Genomic DNA, 16,296 nt, shown 5'->3' with positions numbered 1-16,296 from the left:
CTGCCAAGGCTACCTGTGCCTCAGGCAGGGTGCCGATCAGTCCGGTGCCGTCCCGGCGGGATCGCGACGGCAGGTCACCGTCGCGATCCCGCACGTGCGGCCGTCGCCGTCGCGGCCGGTGACCTGCACCACCGCCACCATCCGGCCGGCCCGGACCACCTCGGCGTCGAAGACGGCGGGACGGTCGAGGGTGACGGGCCGGAAGAAGTTGATCCGCAGCGAACTGGTCTGCATCGCAGGAGCCACCCCGCTGCCGCTGAGGGCGCTCCCGGCGAGGTCGTACGCGCAGGCCTGAATCCCTCCGTGCATGACGCCGATCGAGTTTGCCAGCGACCGGTTCGCCGGCACCGTCAGCCGGGCGCCGGTCTCGGTGCGCTCGAGGCGACCGCCGATCAGTTCGATCGGCGGCGCGGACGGTCCGTCCACGGCCTCGACGTGGTCGGCCACCGCACCGCCTCGGGTCGGCTCGACGCCGTCGACGAAGTTCCCCCACGCGGTGCCCGTCGCGATCAGGGTGCCGCCGCCGTCGACCACCCGCACCGAACTCAGCCCGCCGTCGGGGTCGAGTCGTTCGAGGCGGCTCTCCGCAGTGAGTCGGCGGCCCTGCCAGCCGCTCGGCCGCACGAAGTCCACCGACAGTTCCGCGCTGACGAGTCCGGACCGCCGACCCCTGTGCTCGAACATGGTGAAGCCGAGGATGTCGTCGAGCAGGACACCCAGCGCCGCGGTCGACACAGGCTCGGAGCCGGGGGCGAGGTCCATCGTCATCTGATTTCGCCCGTCGACTCGGACGGGCGGCCCCACCCGGAACAGTGCTTGCGGTGTCCGAAGTGGGGCCGGGGCAGTGGCCCCGCTGTTACTCATGGCGCGAGGTTACCGAGGGGTAGGTGATCCACGCGACAGCCGCCCGAATCCGTGCGGCTAGCATCACAGAACAATGACTGTGTCCGAATATCGAGAGGAAGCAGACACCGTGTCACAAGCTCCTGTGTCACACGCTTCACAGGCCGAGGATGCTGCCCGCGACTACGCGGCCTGGCAGCAAGCGGTGGCCGCGGTGCTCGCGAAGGCCCGTCGGGTCGACGTCTCCGAGCTGCCCGCAGACCCGGAACGACTCCTCGACACCACCACCTACGACGGTGTTACCGTCGCGCCGCTCTACACGCGCCGCGACGAGACAGCCGAAACCACGCTGCCCGGCGAGTTCCCCTTCGTCCGCGGTCGCGACGCCCACCGCGACGTGAACCGCGGCTGGCAGGTGAGCGCCGCATTCGGTGCCGGCGAGTCCGAGCCGAAGGTCGTCAACCAGGCGATCCTGGACGGCCTCGAGAACGGCGTCAGCGCCATCTGGCTGCAGGTCGGCGGCGACGGGCTGCCCGCGGATTCCCTCGCCGCCGCGCTCGACGGCGTGCTGCTCGACCTCGCCCCACTGACGCTGGACGCCGGTGCGGACGCCGTCGCCGCGGCAGAGCAGGTGCTCGCGGTGATCGACGCGCGCGCGGCCGCCGGTGACGGCGTCACCGACCGCGCCGCGGTCACGGTCGGCCTCGGTGCCGCACCGCTCACCAGCCGGTTCGCCGGGCATGCCGACGTCGACCTCGCCGAGGCCGTCGCGCTGGCGCGGACCGCGGCCGACCGGGCCGAGACCGTCCGCGCGATCACCGTCGACGGCACCGCGTTCCACAACGCGGGCGCGTCCGACGCCGAGGAGCTCGGTGCTGCGGTCGCGGCGGGAATCGACTACCTCCGCGCGCTCGTCGACTCGGGTGTGACGATCTCGAAGGCGTTGGGGCAGATCGAGTTCCGGCTCGCCGCCACCGACGACCAGTTTCAGACCATCGCCAAGTTCCGGGCAGGCCGTCAGCTGTGGGCCCGCATCGCTCAGGTGTGCGGCGCCTCCGAGTTCGGTGGCGCACCGCAGCACGCGGTGACCTCTGCCGCGATGATGACCCAGCGTGATCCTTGGGTGAACATGCTGCGCACCACCCTCGCCGCGTTCGGTGCCGGCGTCGGCGGCGCCGACTCGGTCACGGTGCTGCCGTTCGACGTGGCGGTCCCCGCGGGCACCCTCGAGACCTCGGCGTCCTTCGCGGCCCGCATCGCCCGCAACACCCAGCTGCTGCTGCTCGAGGAGTCGCACCTCGGCCGGGTGCTCGATCCGGGTGCCGGCTCCTGGTACGTCGAGGACCTCACCGCACAGGTCGCCGCGAAGGCGTGGGAGTTCTTCCAGCAGATCGAGGCCGACGGCGGATTCGCCGCGTCCCTCGAGTCGGGACTGGTCGCCGACCGCATCGCCGCGACCCGCGAGCAGCGCGCCTCCGACATCGCGCACCGCAAGACCGCGGTCACCGGCGTCAACGAGTTCCCCAACCTCGCCGAGGCCCCGCTCGCCGACGGCCCGTCGCCGCTGGCCGGTGTGGCCCGCTACGGCGCGGCGTTCGAGGCCCTGCGGGACCGCTCCGACGCCTTCCTCGCCGAGCACGGTCACCGGCCGAAGGTGCTGCTCGCGGCGCTGGGCCCGGTCGCGGAACACAACGGCCGCACCACCTTCGCCTCGAACCTGCTCGCCTCCGGCGGCATCGAGGCGGTCAACCCGGGCACCCTCGACCTGGCCACCGTCACCGGCATCGTCCGGGACTCGGAGACCACCGTCGCGGTGCTCTGCGGCACCGACAAGCGCTACGGCACCGACGGCGTGCCCGCGGTCGACGCGCTGCGCGCGGCGGGCGTCACCACCGTGCTGCTGGCCGGCCCGGAGAAGACCTTCGCCGACGCGGAGGGCGCGGACCGTCCCGACGGCTTCCTCACCGCCCGCATTGACGCGGTCTCGGCGATGTCCGAGCTGCTCGACACCCTGGGAGCGAAATGAGCATCCAGCACGAGATCGGCAGCTTCGCCGACGTGCCGCTGACCGACCCCGACTTCCCGGCCCCGTCCGCGCCGACCGAGGCCGAGGTCGCCGCGCACATCGCGGAAGCCGCTGAGGCGAACAACTACGCCGCTGAGGACGTGGTGTGGTCGACGCCCGAGGGCATCGACGTCAAGCCGGTGTACACCAAGGCGGACCGCGACGCGGCCCAGGCGTCGGGCTACCCGCTCGACAGCTTCCCCGGCGCGGCCCCGTTCCTGCGTGGCCCGTACCCGACGATGTACGTCAACCAGCCGTGGACCATCCGGCAGTACGCCGGGTTCTCCACCGCCGCCGAGTCGAACGCCTTCTACCGGCGCAACCTCGCGTCCGGGCAGAAGGGCCTGTCGGTCGCCTTCGACCTGGCGACGCACCGCGGCTACGACTCCGACCACCCGCGCGTGCAGGGTGACGTCGGCATGGCCGGCGTGGCCATCGATTCCATCCTCGACATGCGTCAGCTCTTCGACGGCATCGACCTGTCCCAGGTGTCGGTGTCGATGACGATGAACGGCGCGGTGCTACCCATCCTGGCGCTGTACGTCGTCGCCGCGGAGGAGCAGGGCGTCGCGCCCGAGCAGCTGGCCGGAACCATTCAGAACGACATTCTGAAGGAGTTCATGGTCCGCAACACCTACATCTACCCGCCGAAGCCGTCGATGCGGATCATCTCCGACATCTTCGCGTTCACCAGCGCGAAGATGCCGAAGTTCAACTCGATCTCGATCTCCGGCTACCACATCCAGGAGGCCGGAGCCACGGCCGACCTGGAGCTGGCGTACACCCTCGCCGACGGCATCGAGTACATCCGCGCCGGCCTGGACGCGGGCATGGAGATCGACAAGTTCGCCCCGCGGCTGTCCTTCTTCTGGGCGATCGGCATGAACTTCTTCATGGAGGTCGCCAAGCTTCGCGCCGGGCGACTGCTGTGGGCTGAGCTGGTCGAGAAGTTCGAGGCGAAGAACGCCAAGTCGCTCTCGCTGCGCACCCACTCGCAGACCTCCGGCTGGTCGCTGACCGCGCAGGACGTGTTCAACAACGTCGCGCGCACCTGCGTCGAGGCGATGGCCGCGACCCAGGGGCACACCCAGTCGCTGCACACCAACGCGCTCGACGAGGCGATCGCGCTGCCGACCGACTTCTCGGCCCGCATCGCGCGCAACACCCAGCTGCTGCTGCAGCAGGAGTCCGGCACCACCCGGCCCATCGACCCGTGGGGCGGCTCGCACTACGTCGAGTGGCTCACCAACGAGCTGGCCAACCGGGCGCGCGCGCACATCGCCGAGGTCGAGGAGGCCGGCGGCATGGCGCAGGCCATCTCCGAGGGCATCCCGAAGCTGCGCATCGAGGAGGCCGCGGCCCGCACCCAGGCCCGGATCGACTCGGGACGGCAGCCGCTGGTCGGCGTCAACAAGTACGTGCCGGACGAGCCGGACAGCATCGAGGTGCTCAAGGTCGACAACACCAAGGTGCGTGCCGAGCAGCTCGCGAAGCTGCAGCAGCTGCGCGCCGAGCGGGACGAGGCGGCCACCCAGGCCGCGCTTGCCGAGCTGACCCGCGCCGCCGCCAGTACCGAGGGCGGCATGGAGAACAACCTGCTCGCCCTGGCCGTGAACGCGGCCCGCGCCAAGGCCACCGGCGGAGAGATCTCCGACGCGTTGGAGAAGGTGTACGGGCGTCACCAGGCCGAGATCCGGACCATCAGCGGTGTGTACCGGGACGAGGCCGGAAAGTCGGAGAATATCAGCACCGCAACGGAACTCGTCGAGAAGTTCGCGGAGGCCGAGGGTCGCCGCCCGCGCATCCTGGTCGCGAAGATGGGCCAGGACGGACACGACCGCGGCCAGAAGGTGATCTCCACCGGCTTCGCCGACCTCGGCTTCGACGTGGACGTGGGACCGCTGTTCCAGACCCCCGAGGAGGTGGCCACCCAGGCCGCCGACGCCGACGTCCACATCGTCGGTGTCTCCTCCCTCGCCGCCGGACACCTGACGTTGGTGCCGGCGCTGCGGGAGGCGCTCGCCGGGGTGGGCCGTCCCGACATCATGGTCGTGGTCGGCGGCGTCATCCCGCCCGGCGACTTCGACGAGCTCTACCAGGCGGGCGCGGCCGCGATCTTCCCGCCCGGCACGGTGCTCGCCGACGCCGCCACCGGCCTGCTGCGCAAGCTCGCGGAACAGTTGGGACACGATCTGAGTGCCGCCGACTAGCCGTCCGCCGCTGGATCTGACCGCACTCGGCGACGCGGTCCTCGCCGGCAGGCGGGGGGAGATCGCCAAGGCGATCACCCTCGTCGAGTCCACCCGGACGGATCACCGGGAGCAGGCGCAGCAGCTGCTGCTGCGCCTGCTCCCGCACGCCGGCGGCGCCATCCGGGTCGGCATCACCGGGGTTCCCGGGGTGGGCAAGTCCACCACCATCGAGGCCCTCGGGATGCACCTGATCTCGTTGGGGCACAAGGTCGCCGTGCTCGCCGTCGACCCGTCGTCCACCCGCACGGGCGGCTCCATCCTCGGCGACAAGACCCGGATGCAGAACCTGTCGGTGGAGCCGAACGCGTTCATCCGGCCGTCCCCGACCTCGGGCACTCTCGGCGGCGTGGCGAAGGCGACCCGCGAGACCATCGTGCTGCTCGAGGCCGCCGGCTACGACGTGATCCTGGTCGAGACCGTCGGTGTCGGGCAGTCCGAGGTGACGGTCGCGAACATGGTCGACACGTTCACGTTCCTGACCCTCGCCCGGACCGGAGACCAGCTGCAGGGCATCAAGAAGGGTGTGCTCGAGCTGGCCGACATCGTCACGGTGAACAAGGCCGACGGCAAGCACGCGATCGAGGCCAAGGCGGCGGCGCGGGAGTTGGCGGGCGCGCTGCGGCTGATCTACCCGCACGACGCGCTGTGGAAGCCACCGGTGCTGACGATGAGCGCGCTCGAGAACGACGGCGTCGACCGGTTCTGGGACGAGGTGCTGCGGCACCGCAAGGTCCTGGGCGACGCCGGGGAACTCGAGCGCAAGCGGCACCAGCAGCAGGTGGACTGGACCTGGTCGATGGTGCACGACCAGCTGCTGCGCCGGCTCGACACCGATCCCGCGGTAAAGGCGATCCGGGGTGAGGTCGAGCAGCGGGTCCGCGAGGGGTCGCTGACGGCGGCGCTGGCCGCGCATCAGATCCTGGACACCTTCGACGGTTAGGCGACTCGGGGGACAGGGATCGCAGCACACGATGCCGAACGGAGTTGACGTGGCACAGAGCTCGTGCGCTGCGCCCCCGGGTCGCAGCCGAGTCCGAAACGTCCTGGCCGCGACCGGCCTGCTTGCGGCAGTCGCCGCTGCGGTGGTGGTCCCGCCGGTGCTCGCCCGGTCCACCGCCGATCGACTCGACCGGCTGACCGCGGCCGGCGCATCCGAGGATTCGGTCGCGCCGCCGGAGATCGAGATCGCCTCGGCCGTATCGAGTCCGGCCGGCCTGGCGGCGCTCGCCGCTGCCGCCACGCAGGCGGGCAAGCCGTACCGCTGGGGCGGAACGGGGCCCGAGGCGTGGGACTGTTCGGGCCTCGTGCAGTGGGCCTTCGGGCAGGCAGGCGTCGACCTGCCGCGGGTGAGCGAGGATCAGGCGCTGGTCGGCGACCCGATTCCGGTGGAGGCGATGGCTCCCGGTGACGTCATCACCTTTCGCGACGCCGCCGACCACGTGGGCATCTACGCGGGATTCGGGCAGGTGTTCAACGCCTACGACGAGGATGTCCCGATCGGCCTGACCGGGCTCGCCGACCTCCCGCCCATCCACAACGTGCAGCGGTTCTGAGCCGATGCGGCTCCGCCGCAGTGGTGTGCTTACGGAGTCTCCGGACTCCGTAAGCACACCACTGCGCGTCAGCGCAGCAGGCTGGTCTCGATCAGGTCGTGGCCGAGGTCGAATCGGATACCGTCCGGGTTCGTCAGTCCTGGTCCGCGGTACCAGGACTGGTCCGCTTCCGGGTGTGGGCCCACCAGTCCGACGCGACCGCCGCCGTACGGGGTCACGACGGCCGCGACCGCATCGTTCGGGTAACGGGCCAGGACGGTGGCGCCGATCGCGTCCCAGTCGTCGCCGGGCACCGTGAAGGCCGCCCCGTCCTGGAAGAACATGTGCCGCTTCCGGCCACGCCAGTTCACCTCGACGACGGTGTCGGCGGTGTCGTCGACGGTCGCGTCGTCGGTGCCGACGTACTGCCGCACCCGGCCGGGGAACAGGTCGTAGCCGGGATCGGTGTCTGCCAGGTACGCGCCGAGACAGAAGCCGAGGTAGGTTCCGCCCGCCAGCACCCACTCCCGCAGGTGCGGCGCGTAGGTCCGGGTCCGGCGCCACGCTGGTTTGACGGTGCCGCCGCCGGGCTGCGCGTAGACGGTTGCCCCGGCGAGCGATTCGGGGGTGACGTCGTGCTCCTCGTCGGGCCCGACGTACACCGCCCGCATCGGCGACGGGGCCGACTCGAGCAGGTGCGCCACCGATTCCGCGCAGCCCGAGCACGCCGCCGGGCCGCGGTAGACCAGTGCCACGGGACGCTCGTCGGCCCCGACCAGCCGTGACACACCCAGTGCCCCCGCTACGCCGACCGCGCCGATGCCGGTGGCGCCGATCAGGAAACGGCGGCGGCTGACCGGATTCACGACTGCCGCTGCCGGGCGGTCGCGCGGGCCTCGGCCCAGCGCCGGACCCGGGAGGTGATCGAGGTGACCAGGCCTTCCAGCGGTCCGCGACCGGCGGTTGCGCGCCACGCCACCGCCGCGACCGCCATCACCAGCAACTGGCGCAGGTAGCCCTCCCATGGCCCGTACACGTCGAAGTCGGAGTTGATGAACGCGATGTGGGCGACGTAGACGGTCAGCGACATGGTGCCGATCGCGACGAGCGGCGACGTCATGATCCGGACGACCCGTTCGAGCCCGGGCCGTCGGATCTGGAAGAGCAGCAGGCACAGTCCCAGCCCGAGCAGCGAACTGCCGATCGTCGCCGTCAGATCGAGGGCCGTGCCGGTGTGCGGGGTGGCGACGGACATCCACCACCACGTGTCGGTCGGCACCCATCCGTCGCCACCGAACGCGATGAGCTCCTCGACGGTGTCCGGATCGGACAGGCTCATCAGGTGGGTGAGGCCCTCGAACGGGTGCAGAAGCGTCCAGGACACCGCCTGGGCCAGCACGAACAGCACCGCGCCGACGCCGGCGAGAATGGTGCTGGTGCGGACGGAGCGCAGGTCCATCCGGCCGACGACGATGCCGACGCAGATGTAGCTCATCCACACCAGGGCCGGGAACTCGCCGGTGAACAACAGCTGGGAGGCCGTGTCGAACGGCTTGTGCAGCAGCGTCTCCCAGGAGATCTGGCGGGCCAACACCTCCGGTAGGTGGGGACGTACGAGCTGGCTGACCACGGGTGCGAGGCCGGTGACTGCCACCGCGACGACGGCGACCGTGCGGGTGCTCAGGAAGATCAGCGGGATCGCGAGGAGGAACATCACCGCGTAGTACGTAAGAATCACGACGCCGTAGTCGACGTGGGTGTAGCCCAGCGTCAGGCCGATCAACCCGATCACCGCGGCGCGCGCCGCCAACGCCGCCGTGATACCGGTGGCGCGCGGTCCACGGGTCACCTGCCCGCGTCCGGAGAGGAACGCGATCGCGACACCGGCGAGGACGGCGAACATCGCCGCGGCGTGCCCGGCCGAGATCCGGTACATGAAGGTCGGTTCGCCGTCGTCCGTCGCGTCGAGCAGAGAGTGCACGGCGATCATGCCGAGGACGGCGAGGCCGCGGGCGAGGTCGACGCCGGTGAGCCGGACCGCGCGACGGCTGCGGGGCGTGGTCGCCGGAGTGGTCGGGGCGGGGGTGGTCATGGGGTCATCACCGCATCGATCAGGTCGAGGCCGGCGGCGGTGCCGACGTCGACTGGGGTGGGTAGTCCGGAATCGGCGAACCAGTCGCCGTCGGCCTCGGGGTGCGGGCCGACCACCCCGACGCGGCCGTCGCCGAACCGGGACGTCAGCGCGGCGACCTGGCCGTTGGTGTACGCGGCCAGCACATGCATGCCTGGCGGAAAGTACCGCGGCAGTTGGAAGGTCGGGCCGTCCTGGAAGTACATCGGCTGCGGACGACCACGCCACCGCACGTCGACGACGGTGGCCTCGGGTCCGGCGACCTCGGACCGCGCGGTGGAGATGTAGCGGTCGGCGTCTGCCGGCAACAGGTTGAAACCCGGCGTGGCGCCGGCGAGGTACCCGCCGAGACAGAACCCCAGATACCGTCCGCCACCGGCGACGTACTCGCGGACCGTGTGTCGATGTCGACGCATCCGCCGCCACGCGGGGCGCAGTTCGTCTCCGCCGGGTTGGGCGTAGACGGCCGCGGACCGCAGGACGTCGGGCGCGAGCGGCAGGTCCTCGTGCGGGCCGACGTAGCGGACGTCGAAGTTCCACCGGCTGTGCGCGAGCAGCGCGGCCACGGACTCCGCGCAACCGGGCAGGGTGGCGCCGCCACCGCGGTACACCAGGGCGAGGGGGCGGCGGTGCGAGTGCCTCACGCGTGCACCGCCTGCGCCGGGACGCCTTCCCACCGGGTGTGGGCGGGCAGTTCGTCGCCCTTCATCAGCAGGGACAGCGGACCGAGTTCGGCGTGTTCACCGACCACCGCGTCGTAGAGCACCACCGCGCGGGTACCGACGGTCGCGCCGGCGCCGACGGTGACCGTGGACATCTTCATCACGCGGTCCTCGAACAGGTGCGTCTGCAGCGACACCCCGGCCCCGATCACCGCGTCGTCGCCGACCTGCACCAGGTCGAACTCGGTCAGGTAGGTGGTGCCGATCCAGACCCGCCTGCCCATGCCCGCGCCGAACCAGCGCAGGATCATCGGCAGGAACGGGGTTCCGGTCAGCTGGCCCAACAGGACAGGCACGGCCGCCGACTCGTACATGCCGGTGGCGAATTCGGACCGTCGTACGAACTTGGCCCACAGCGGCTCGACCCGCGGCCGGTAGGTGCCGACCAGGTTCTTCTTCACCGCCGCGGAGAACAGCACCACCCCGAGCGCCGTTGCCAGTGCCAGCAGCGGAGCCGAGACGATCGTCCAGGTGAGGGTGCTGGCACGGGCGATCAGCGACAGTCCCAGCAGATAGAAGTACAGACTCACCCCGATCACCGTGGGGGGCAGCACGATCCGGAAGAACTCGATCCACCAGCGGTGGGCGACGACCGCCCGGCTCGGCGCGAAGGTCTCCGCTTCGTCGAACTCGCCGCTGTCCTGGCGGGCGGGCAGGTAGAACGCCGGATTGCCGAGCCACGACGTGTCCGGCGGAACGCCCTCGGCCGGCGGGACGGTGAGCACACCGACCAGCGAACCGTCGCCGGTGTGCATGCCGCTCGGCAGGACCGCGGCGTTGCCGATGAACGCACGGGTACCGATCTCGGTGGGGGCGAACGTCATCCGGCCGTTGCAGAACGTGCTGCCGCCGAGGCTCGCCATGTCGGCGACGAAGCTCTCCTCGCCGATGGTGAGCAGGTCGGGGTCGATGTGGGAGACGGTGGAGACCTCGGCGCCGCGGCCGACCTCGGCGCCGAGCAGGCGTAGCCACGGCACCGTGTACAGGGTCGCGTAGAGGGTGTTCGTGTAGAGCAGGCTCATCTCGAACAGCTTGTCGGTGGCCCACTTCCTGACGCCGAGCGCGGACGCCTCGGCGAAGGTCCCGGTCGGCAGCGACGGCAGGATCAGCTTCTTGCCGAGCGCGACGACGGCGCACACGCTGACAACGTAGAGGGCACCGGAGGCCAGCGTCGCCAGCAGCGAGGCGATCATCCCGTACTCGAGCAGCACCGCCCACACGAGCACCAGGCTCGGCACGATGGTCGCGATGGTGAGCGCCTCGAGGGTGAGCACACCGAACGCGGTGAGCAGCAGCAACTTCGGGGTCCACTCGGGTGCCGGGCCCGCCGCGGCCATCGCCTCGACACGCGGGTCGAGGGCGGGCACCGGTCGCGGCGGCGAGCCCGCCCAGCGGCTGTGCGCGGGTATCGCCGCGCCCTCCGCCAGCACCGACTGGTCGCCGAGCATCGCGCCGTCGCCGACGACGGCGCCGGGCTCGAGCGCACAGTTCGCGGCGACGTACGCGTGTGCACCGACGACGATCGGCGCCACGACGACCTGGCGGCCGACGACCCGCCACGGCCGCACGTCGGTGTTCGTGCCGAGCGAGGCCCCGGCGCCGATGGTGACCAGCGCGGGGAACGAGACGGTCGCGGTGCCGATGTGGGTGCCTGCACCGACCCGGGCGCCGAGGGCCCGCATGAACGGCGCCATCAGCGGCGACCCGCTGAGCACCGGCATCGGCGCCAGCATCATCAGGTGGTCGACCATCCACAGGCGGAGATACGTCGTGCTCCAGAGTCGGTAGCGGCCGGGACCGATCCCGGCGGACAGCGGCCGGATCGCGAGGACCGGGACCACCCACCGCACCACCAGGTACGACGGAACGGTGGCGATCAGCAGGTCGACCAGGGCGTCGAACGACGGCTGACCGCCGTGGCGGACGTACACGATCGAGACCGGGATCGTCACCACCAGCAGGACGAGCAGGACGAACAGTGCCTGCAGCGTCCCGGCACGCCGGACCGCGGCGTTGCCGATCGGTTTGTCGTCGGTGCGGTACGTCGGCGGGACGGGTGGCGGAGGGCGACCGTTGCCACCGGTTCCGACGAGCGTCGCGGCCATCGCGCGGATCGTGGGGTTGGCGTACACGTCCCGGATGCCGGCGGCCGGGTGCATGCCGCTCTCGCGCAGCCGCGTCACCAGCTGGGCTGCGGCGAGGGAGTGACCGCCGAGTTCGGTGAAGAAGTCGGCTTCGACGGACACGTCGTCGTCGGGCAGGCCGAGCAGGTCGGCCCACAACCGGCGCAGGTCGTGCTCGACCGGGTTGCCCGCCGCGACAACGGGGCCCGTCGGCCCGGAAAGTCGTCGGCCGGTGGGGGCGGGCAGTCGGGGGCGGTCGACCTTGCCGCTCGGCATCATCGGTAGCTCGTCGACCACGTCGAGAAAGGCGGGGACCATGTAGTCGGGCAGCCGGCGGCCGGTCTCCTCGTGCAGGCGGGCGAACAGTTCGGCGAGGGCCCCCGGGCTCGCGTCGGCGCCCGGCATCAGCACCACCCAGGACGCCAGTTGTTCGACGTCGGCGACCGTGACGAGGGAGACGACGGCGCTGGCGACCGTGTCGTCGACGAGCAGTACGCTCTCGATCTCGCCGAGGTCGACGCGGTGGCCGCGGATCTTGACCTCGCTGTCCGCGCGGCCGAGGTACTCGACCTCGCCGTCTTCGGTGATTCGGCCGAGGTCGCCGGTTCGGTAGATGCGGCCGCGGATTCCCGGGATCGGAAGGTCGAGGAACCGGTCGGCGGTCAGGTCGGGGCGGCCGACGTACCCGCGAGCGACACCGGGGCCGCCGATGCAGATCTCGCCGACGCCGCCATCCGGGACCGGCTGTCGGTTCTCGTCGAGGATCACCACCGAGTAGGTCGGCAGCGGGACGCCGATCGTGACGGGACGGCCGGGCACGAGCTCACACCAGGTTGCGGTGACGGTCGCCTCGGTCGGGCCGTAGGTGTTGAGGATGCGTCTGCCGGGGCGGCCCCAGCGCTCGACGAGTTCGCGTGGGCAGGCTTCGCCGCCCACGAGGATGCTGCGCAGGAGCGGGAGTTCACGGGGGATCGTGGCCAGCAGGGTCGGCACGCAGTACAGCACGGTGACCGCGTTGTACTCGAGGAAGTCGGCCAGCTCGCCACCGAGCCGCCCGGCTCCGGTGGGTCCGGCCACGAGGGTGGCGCCGACAGCCCACGTCGGCCAGATCTCCTCGATGGAGAAGTCGAACGAGATGGTCATCCCCTGGTACACGCGGTCGTTCGGCTGCACGTCGTAGACCGTCGGGACGATGTCGAGGAAGTTGCAGATGCTGGACTGGGCGACCTCGACGCCCTTCGGGCGGCCGGTCGAGCCCGAGGTGTAGATGATGTATGCGGCAGGATCGCGATGTTCGACCTGGAACCAGGGGCGCGTTGCGGGCTGCTGGGCGATGAGACCGGCCTCGCCGTCGACTTCCGTCCACGGCACCCGGAGCTCGGCGAGGGTGCCGGCGAACGCGGAACTGGTGAGTACGAGATCGACGTCGGCGTCCGAGGTGATGTAGTCGATGCGGTCGGCGGGCGAGGCCGGGTCGATCGGCACGAAGGCGCCGCCGGCCTTGAGCACCGCGAGGAGGGCGACGTACGTCTCCGGCGAGCGCTCGAGCAGGATTGCCACCCGGGCACCGACGCCGGCGCGGAGGCTGATCAGGTGGTTGGCCAGCTGGTTCGCTCGCCACTCGAGGTCGGCATAGGTGAACCGGCTGCCGTTGCACTCGAGGGCGATCGCGTCGGGGGTGCGGTCGTATGTCGCCTCGAAGACGTGCTCGAGGCGGCGGGAACCGGTGACCACTCGTGGGAGGCGGACTGTCGGAAAGTCCGTCTGCGCGCCTGACATCGGTGTCCTTTGACGTAGTTAACTGGGGGCAAATTGTCCGTCCGGGTGGCACAGTCAAGCACGTCTGGAACGGGTGAACCTGATTTCCGAAGACCCGGCCGAATGCGGTGTCGAGCAGTCGCAGATGCCGGGTTCGCCCACGTCGAGGGTGTCTGTGCTGGTGACGGTCGGGTTGGTTCGTCGAAGGCGGCCTCGGCCGGCCCGCGTCAGGGGCGGGTCGGCGACCTCGGAATCACCCGGAGAATCACCCGATCGCCGCCGGCCGAGTGAGCACGCTCACGCTTGCGGGCTATTCCTGAACCGGAGTGCAGGGATCGGTAGGCTAATTCGGACAAGTCACGGGAATGCGGGAAGGTGGGCGAGCATGTCGACTGCGTCGATACTGCCGCTGCGCACTCGTTTGCTACGTCGTCTCGACGAGAACGCTGCGCTGACGGTCGTGTGGGGACCGGCCGGTTACGGAAAGTCCACATTGGTCGAGTCGTGGCTGGGGAAACTGACGGGAGTGAGCGTGTCCCGGGTCGCCGAACCGGCCGACGCAACGGCGCCGGAGTGGTACTGGGACGAGGTGAGGCGCGCGGTCGCCACCATCACGAACCACCCGGCGGTGCTGGTCGTGGAACGGCCCGACAAGGTGACGGACCCGAATGGCTGGGATCTGCTGCGGGAGATCTGCGGCGACCACCCCGATCTCCGCACGGTCGTCACGGTTCGTGACGCGGGCTTCTTCTGGGGCCGTGGGATACCCGGACGTGACCTCACCATCGTCGGTCCGGCGGAACTCGAGTTCACCGCGGACGAGGTGGTCGAGTTGTGCACCGCCCACGGGCTGGGCCTGTCCGAACGGACCGTGCGCCAGCGGCCGGATCTCGTCGCCGGGCACCCCGCGTTGACCGAGCTGGCACTGAACGTGGCTCGGGTGTTCGGTCACCAGATCAATGCCGAGCGGTCGCATGCAATCGCGCTCCTGTGCAGCGGCAACGACCGGTACGTGCAGTCGGAGCTGCTCGGGTCCGGGCTGGCCCCGCACCTGCGGGAGCTGGCGGTGACGCTCGCGTCGGTGGGGACGCTCTCGGTGGGCGCGGTCGCCGCCCTCGGTGTCGACGACGCCGAGGGCGCGCTCGCCGCGCTCGAACGAGGAGGGCTGATCTTCCGGCTCCCGGGCGCGTCCGGGCTGCGGTGGCGATACCCCGCGGCCGTGCGTGCGTCGCTGCTCCGGCTCGCGGAGCAGGAGGGGGCACGGCCACCGGACGAGGCCGCAGCGGGACTCGCCCGATGGCTGGCCGACAACGGTGAACCGGTAGAGGCGATTCGACATGCGACCGAAGCGGGAGAGTGGCGCCTGGTGGTCGACCTGATTCTCGACCGATGGGTCGAGATCGGGATGTCCGAGACGCACGTGCTGATCCAGGCGCTGACCGCCATTCCCGACGCCATCGTGCGATCCAGTTCCACCCTGTACTACGCGCGTGAACTGGCCGCGCGGGTCGCCTCCGATCGGCCGCGGCGGTTGATCCCGATGCTGACCGAGAGCCGGGACCTCGAGGCGGTCGCCGTCCAGTACTCCCCGGAGAATGCGGTACTGACCGGAACGCTGCGGTCGGTCGTGTTCCGCTGGCGGGGCGACCACGAGGAGGCCGTTCGGCACCACGAGTTGCTCGCCGAATTGTCTGTCGGGCTGCTCGCGGACCGCACCGACGAGGCTCTGCGCTCGGCTCGACTGCCGTTGTTGTGGTTGCACCTGGGGCAGTCGAGCCAGTTCCACGACGATCACACCCCGGCCGCCCAGTTCTTCCGACTGGCGTTCGACGGCAGCGGCGATCGGTGGGACGACTTCGTCGGGCGTCAGGCGGCAGGCCACCTCGCCCTGCTGTACGCGCTGCGCGGCGACGTCGGCGCCGCGGAAAAATGGATCGAGAGGGAATCGGCGTACGGGGAGACGCCCGGGTGGGTCGGGACCGCCGTCGGAATTCCGGCGGCGGTCGCTCGCGGACTCGTCGCCCTCGACCGAATGGACGTCGATGGCGCTGCCAGTGCGATCGACGCTCTGCCCGAACTCCAGCACACGGTCGAGTACTGGCCGTTCGTGGAATACACACGCAGTCAACTCGACCTCGCGTGCGGACGACCCGAGGTGGCCCTGGACAGGCTGGACCGCACCACCTCGCGATTCCGCAGATGGATCACTCCTGGCTCGCTCGCGCGGCCGCTGCTCGCCTCGATGACGATGGACCTGCGCACGGCGATGGGCGAGGGCGCGGCCGTGCTGACCCACGTAGACCGCGGTGGCGACCGGATGCACGTACTCGTCCGCCTGGCGACGGCACGGGCCGCCCTCCTGAGCGGCAACGCCGCCGCGGCGCTGGCGCACACCGGTCAACTGACCGGTCGGGACATCGGGCACACACGAGTGCGATTGGAGGCGTTGCTGATCGAGGCGATGGCCCGGATCGAGATCGGTGACCACGACGGCATCCACCGTGCCTGGAACCGGGCGGTGGCGCTGACCGTGGACACCGGACTGCTCCGGCCGCTTTCCACGGTGCCTGCCGAGACGATCACGGTGCTGTCGGAGATGGGGACTCCGCCGCCGGCGGACTGGCGTGAGCTCGATTCCGCCGGTTTCCGGTCCCCGTATCCAGCGCCGCCCGTCGTCGTCGACCTGACCGGCCGCGAGGCCGCAGTGCTCGCGGGGCTGTCGCGGGGCGACTCGGTGGCAGGTATCGCGGAGGGCCTCTACGTGTCCCCGAACACCGTCAAGACACAGTTGCGCAGCCTCTACCGCAAGCTCGGCGTGCACTCCCGGGCCGAGGCGCTGGACGAGGCTCGGCGCCTCGGCCTGCTCTGAC

The 16,296-nt window shown here is 70.7% G+C and carries 10 protein-coding genes; 5 read left to right on the top strand and 5 right to left on the bottom strand.

The window, feature by feature from the left end:
- Window positions 1–36 precede the first annotated feature (36 nt).
- Window positions 37–864, bottom strand: a complete 828-nt coding sequence (locus ACFVH2_RS21905) for a PaaI family thioesterase (protein WP_378428273.1) — start codon at window positions 862–864, stop codon at window positions 37–39.
- Between the two features lie 124 nt (window positions 865–988).
- Between ACFVH2_RS21905 and mutA the strand changes: the two genes are divergently transcribed.
- Genes mutA through ACFVH2_RS21885 form a run of 4 tightly spaced genes read left to right on the top strand, consistent with a single transcriptional unit; the run spans window position 989 to window position 6,713 of the window.
- A complete protein-coding gene (gene mutA / locus ACFVH2_RS21900; protein ID WP_378428275.1) occupies window positions 989–2,869 on the top strand; it encodes a methylmalonyl-CoA mutase small subunit in 1,881 nt (626 codons plus the stop codon).
- Complete coding sequence (scpA, locus tag ACFVH2_RS21895; protein WP_378428277.1) at window positions 2,866–5,118, top strand: methylmalonyl-CoA mutase; 2,253 nt, start codon at window positions 2,866–2,868, stop codon at window positions 5,116–5,118. The genes mutA and scpA overlap by 4 nt, the downstream gene beginning before the upstream one ends.
- A complete protein-coding gene (gene meaB, locus ACFVH2_RS21890) occupies window positions 5,105–6,100 on the top strand; it encodes a methylmalonyl Co-A mutase-associated GTPase MeaB (protein ID WP_378428279.1) in 996 nt (331 codons plus the stop codon). The genes scpA and meaB overlap by 14 nt, the downstream gene beginning before the upstream one ends.
- A gap of 49 nt (window positions 6,101–6,149) precedes the next feature.
- Complete coding sequence (locus tag ACFVH2_RS21885; RefSeq protein ID WP_378428281.1) at window positions 6,150–6,713, top strand: C40 family peptidase; 564 nt, start codon at window positions 6,150–6,152, stop codon at window positions 6,711–6,713.
- 68 nt (window positions 6,714–6,781) lie between these two features.
- Here ACFVH2_RS21885 and ACFVH2_RS21880 read toward each other — a convergent pair whose 3' ends face one another.
- Genes ACFVH2_RS21880 through ACFVH2_RS21865 form a run of 4 tightly spaced genes read right to left on the bottom strand, consistent with a single transcriptional unit; the run spans window position 6,782 to window position 13,402 of the window.
- Window positions 6,782–7,558, bottom strand: a complete 777-nt coding sequence (locus ACFVH2_RS21880) for a BPL-N domain-containing protein (RefSeq protein ID WP_378425481.1) — start codon at window positions 7,556–7,558, stop codon at window positions 6,782–6,784.
- Window positions 7,555–8,784 carry a heparan-alpha-glucosaminide N-acetyltransferase domain-containing protein gene (locus ACFVH2_RS21875; RefSeq protein ID WP_378425479.1) on the bottom strand — a complete coding sequence of 410 codons (1,230 nt, stop codon included), beginning with the start codon at window positions 8,782–8,784 and terminating at the stop codon, window positions 7,555–7,557. Before ACFVH2_RS21875 ends, ACFVH2_RS21880 begins: the two co-directional genes overlap by 4 nt.
- Window positions 8,781–9,467, bottom strand: coding sequence for a BPL-N domain-containing protein (locus tag ACFVH2_RS21870; protein WP_378425477.1), 687 nt, complete (start codon window positions 9,465–9,467; stop codon window positions 8,781–8,783). Before ACFVH2_RS21870 ends, ACFVH2_RS21875 begins: the two co-directional genes overlap by 4 nt.
- Complete coding sequence (locus ACFVH2_RS21865) at window positions 9,464–13,402, bottom strand: Pls/PosA family non-ribosomal peptide synthetase (protein WP_378425475.1); 3,939 nt, start codon at window positions 13,400–13,402, stop codon at window positions 9,464–9,466. The genes ACFVH2_RS21870 and ACFVH2_RS21865 overlap by 4 nt, the downstream gene beginning before the upstream one ends.
- A 409-nt stretch (window positions 13,403–13,811) precedes the next feature.
- On the opposite strand from ACFVH2_RS21865, the gene ACFVH2_RS21860 reads away from it, so the two are divergent.
- Window positions 13,812–16,295 (top strand): LuxR C-terminal-related transcriptional regulator, encoded by a 2,484-nt coding sequence (locus ACFVH2_RS21860; protein ID WP_378425473.1) that lies wholly within the window; start codon window positions 13,812–13,814, stop codon window positions 16,293–16,295.
- Window position 16,296: the final 1 nt, after the last annotated feature.

The organism is Rhodococcus sp. NPDC127527 (assembly GCF_042672245.1).
Taxonomy (GTDB): Bacteria; Actinomycetota; Actinomycetes; order Mycobacteriales; family Mycobacteriaceae; genus Rhodococcus_G.
Note: the sequence above shows the minus strand (reverse complement) of the source record. Positions and strands in the feature narration are given on the sequence as shown.

Coding starts and splice junctions, on each gene's coding strand:
- ACFVH2_RS21905 (WP_378428273.1), bottom strand. CDS start 864: ATGAGTAACAGCGGGGCCACTGCCCCGGCCCCACTTCGGACACCGCAA.
- scpA (WP_378428277.1), top strand. CDS start 2,866: ATGAGCATCCAGCACGAGATCGGCAGCTTCGCCGACGTGCCGCTGACC.
- ACFVH2_RS21875 (WP_378425479.1), bottom strand. CDS start 8,784: ATGACCACCCCCGCCCCGACCACTCCGGCGACCACGCCCCGCAGCCGT.
- ACFVH2_RS21860 (WP_378425473.1), top strand. CDS start 13,812: ATGTCGACTGCGTCGATACTGCCGCTGCGCACTCGTTTGCTACGTCGT.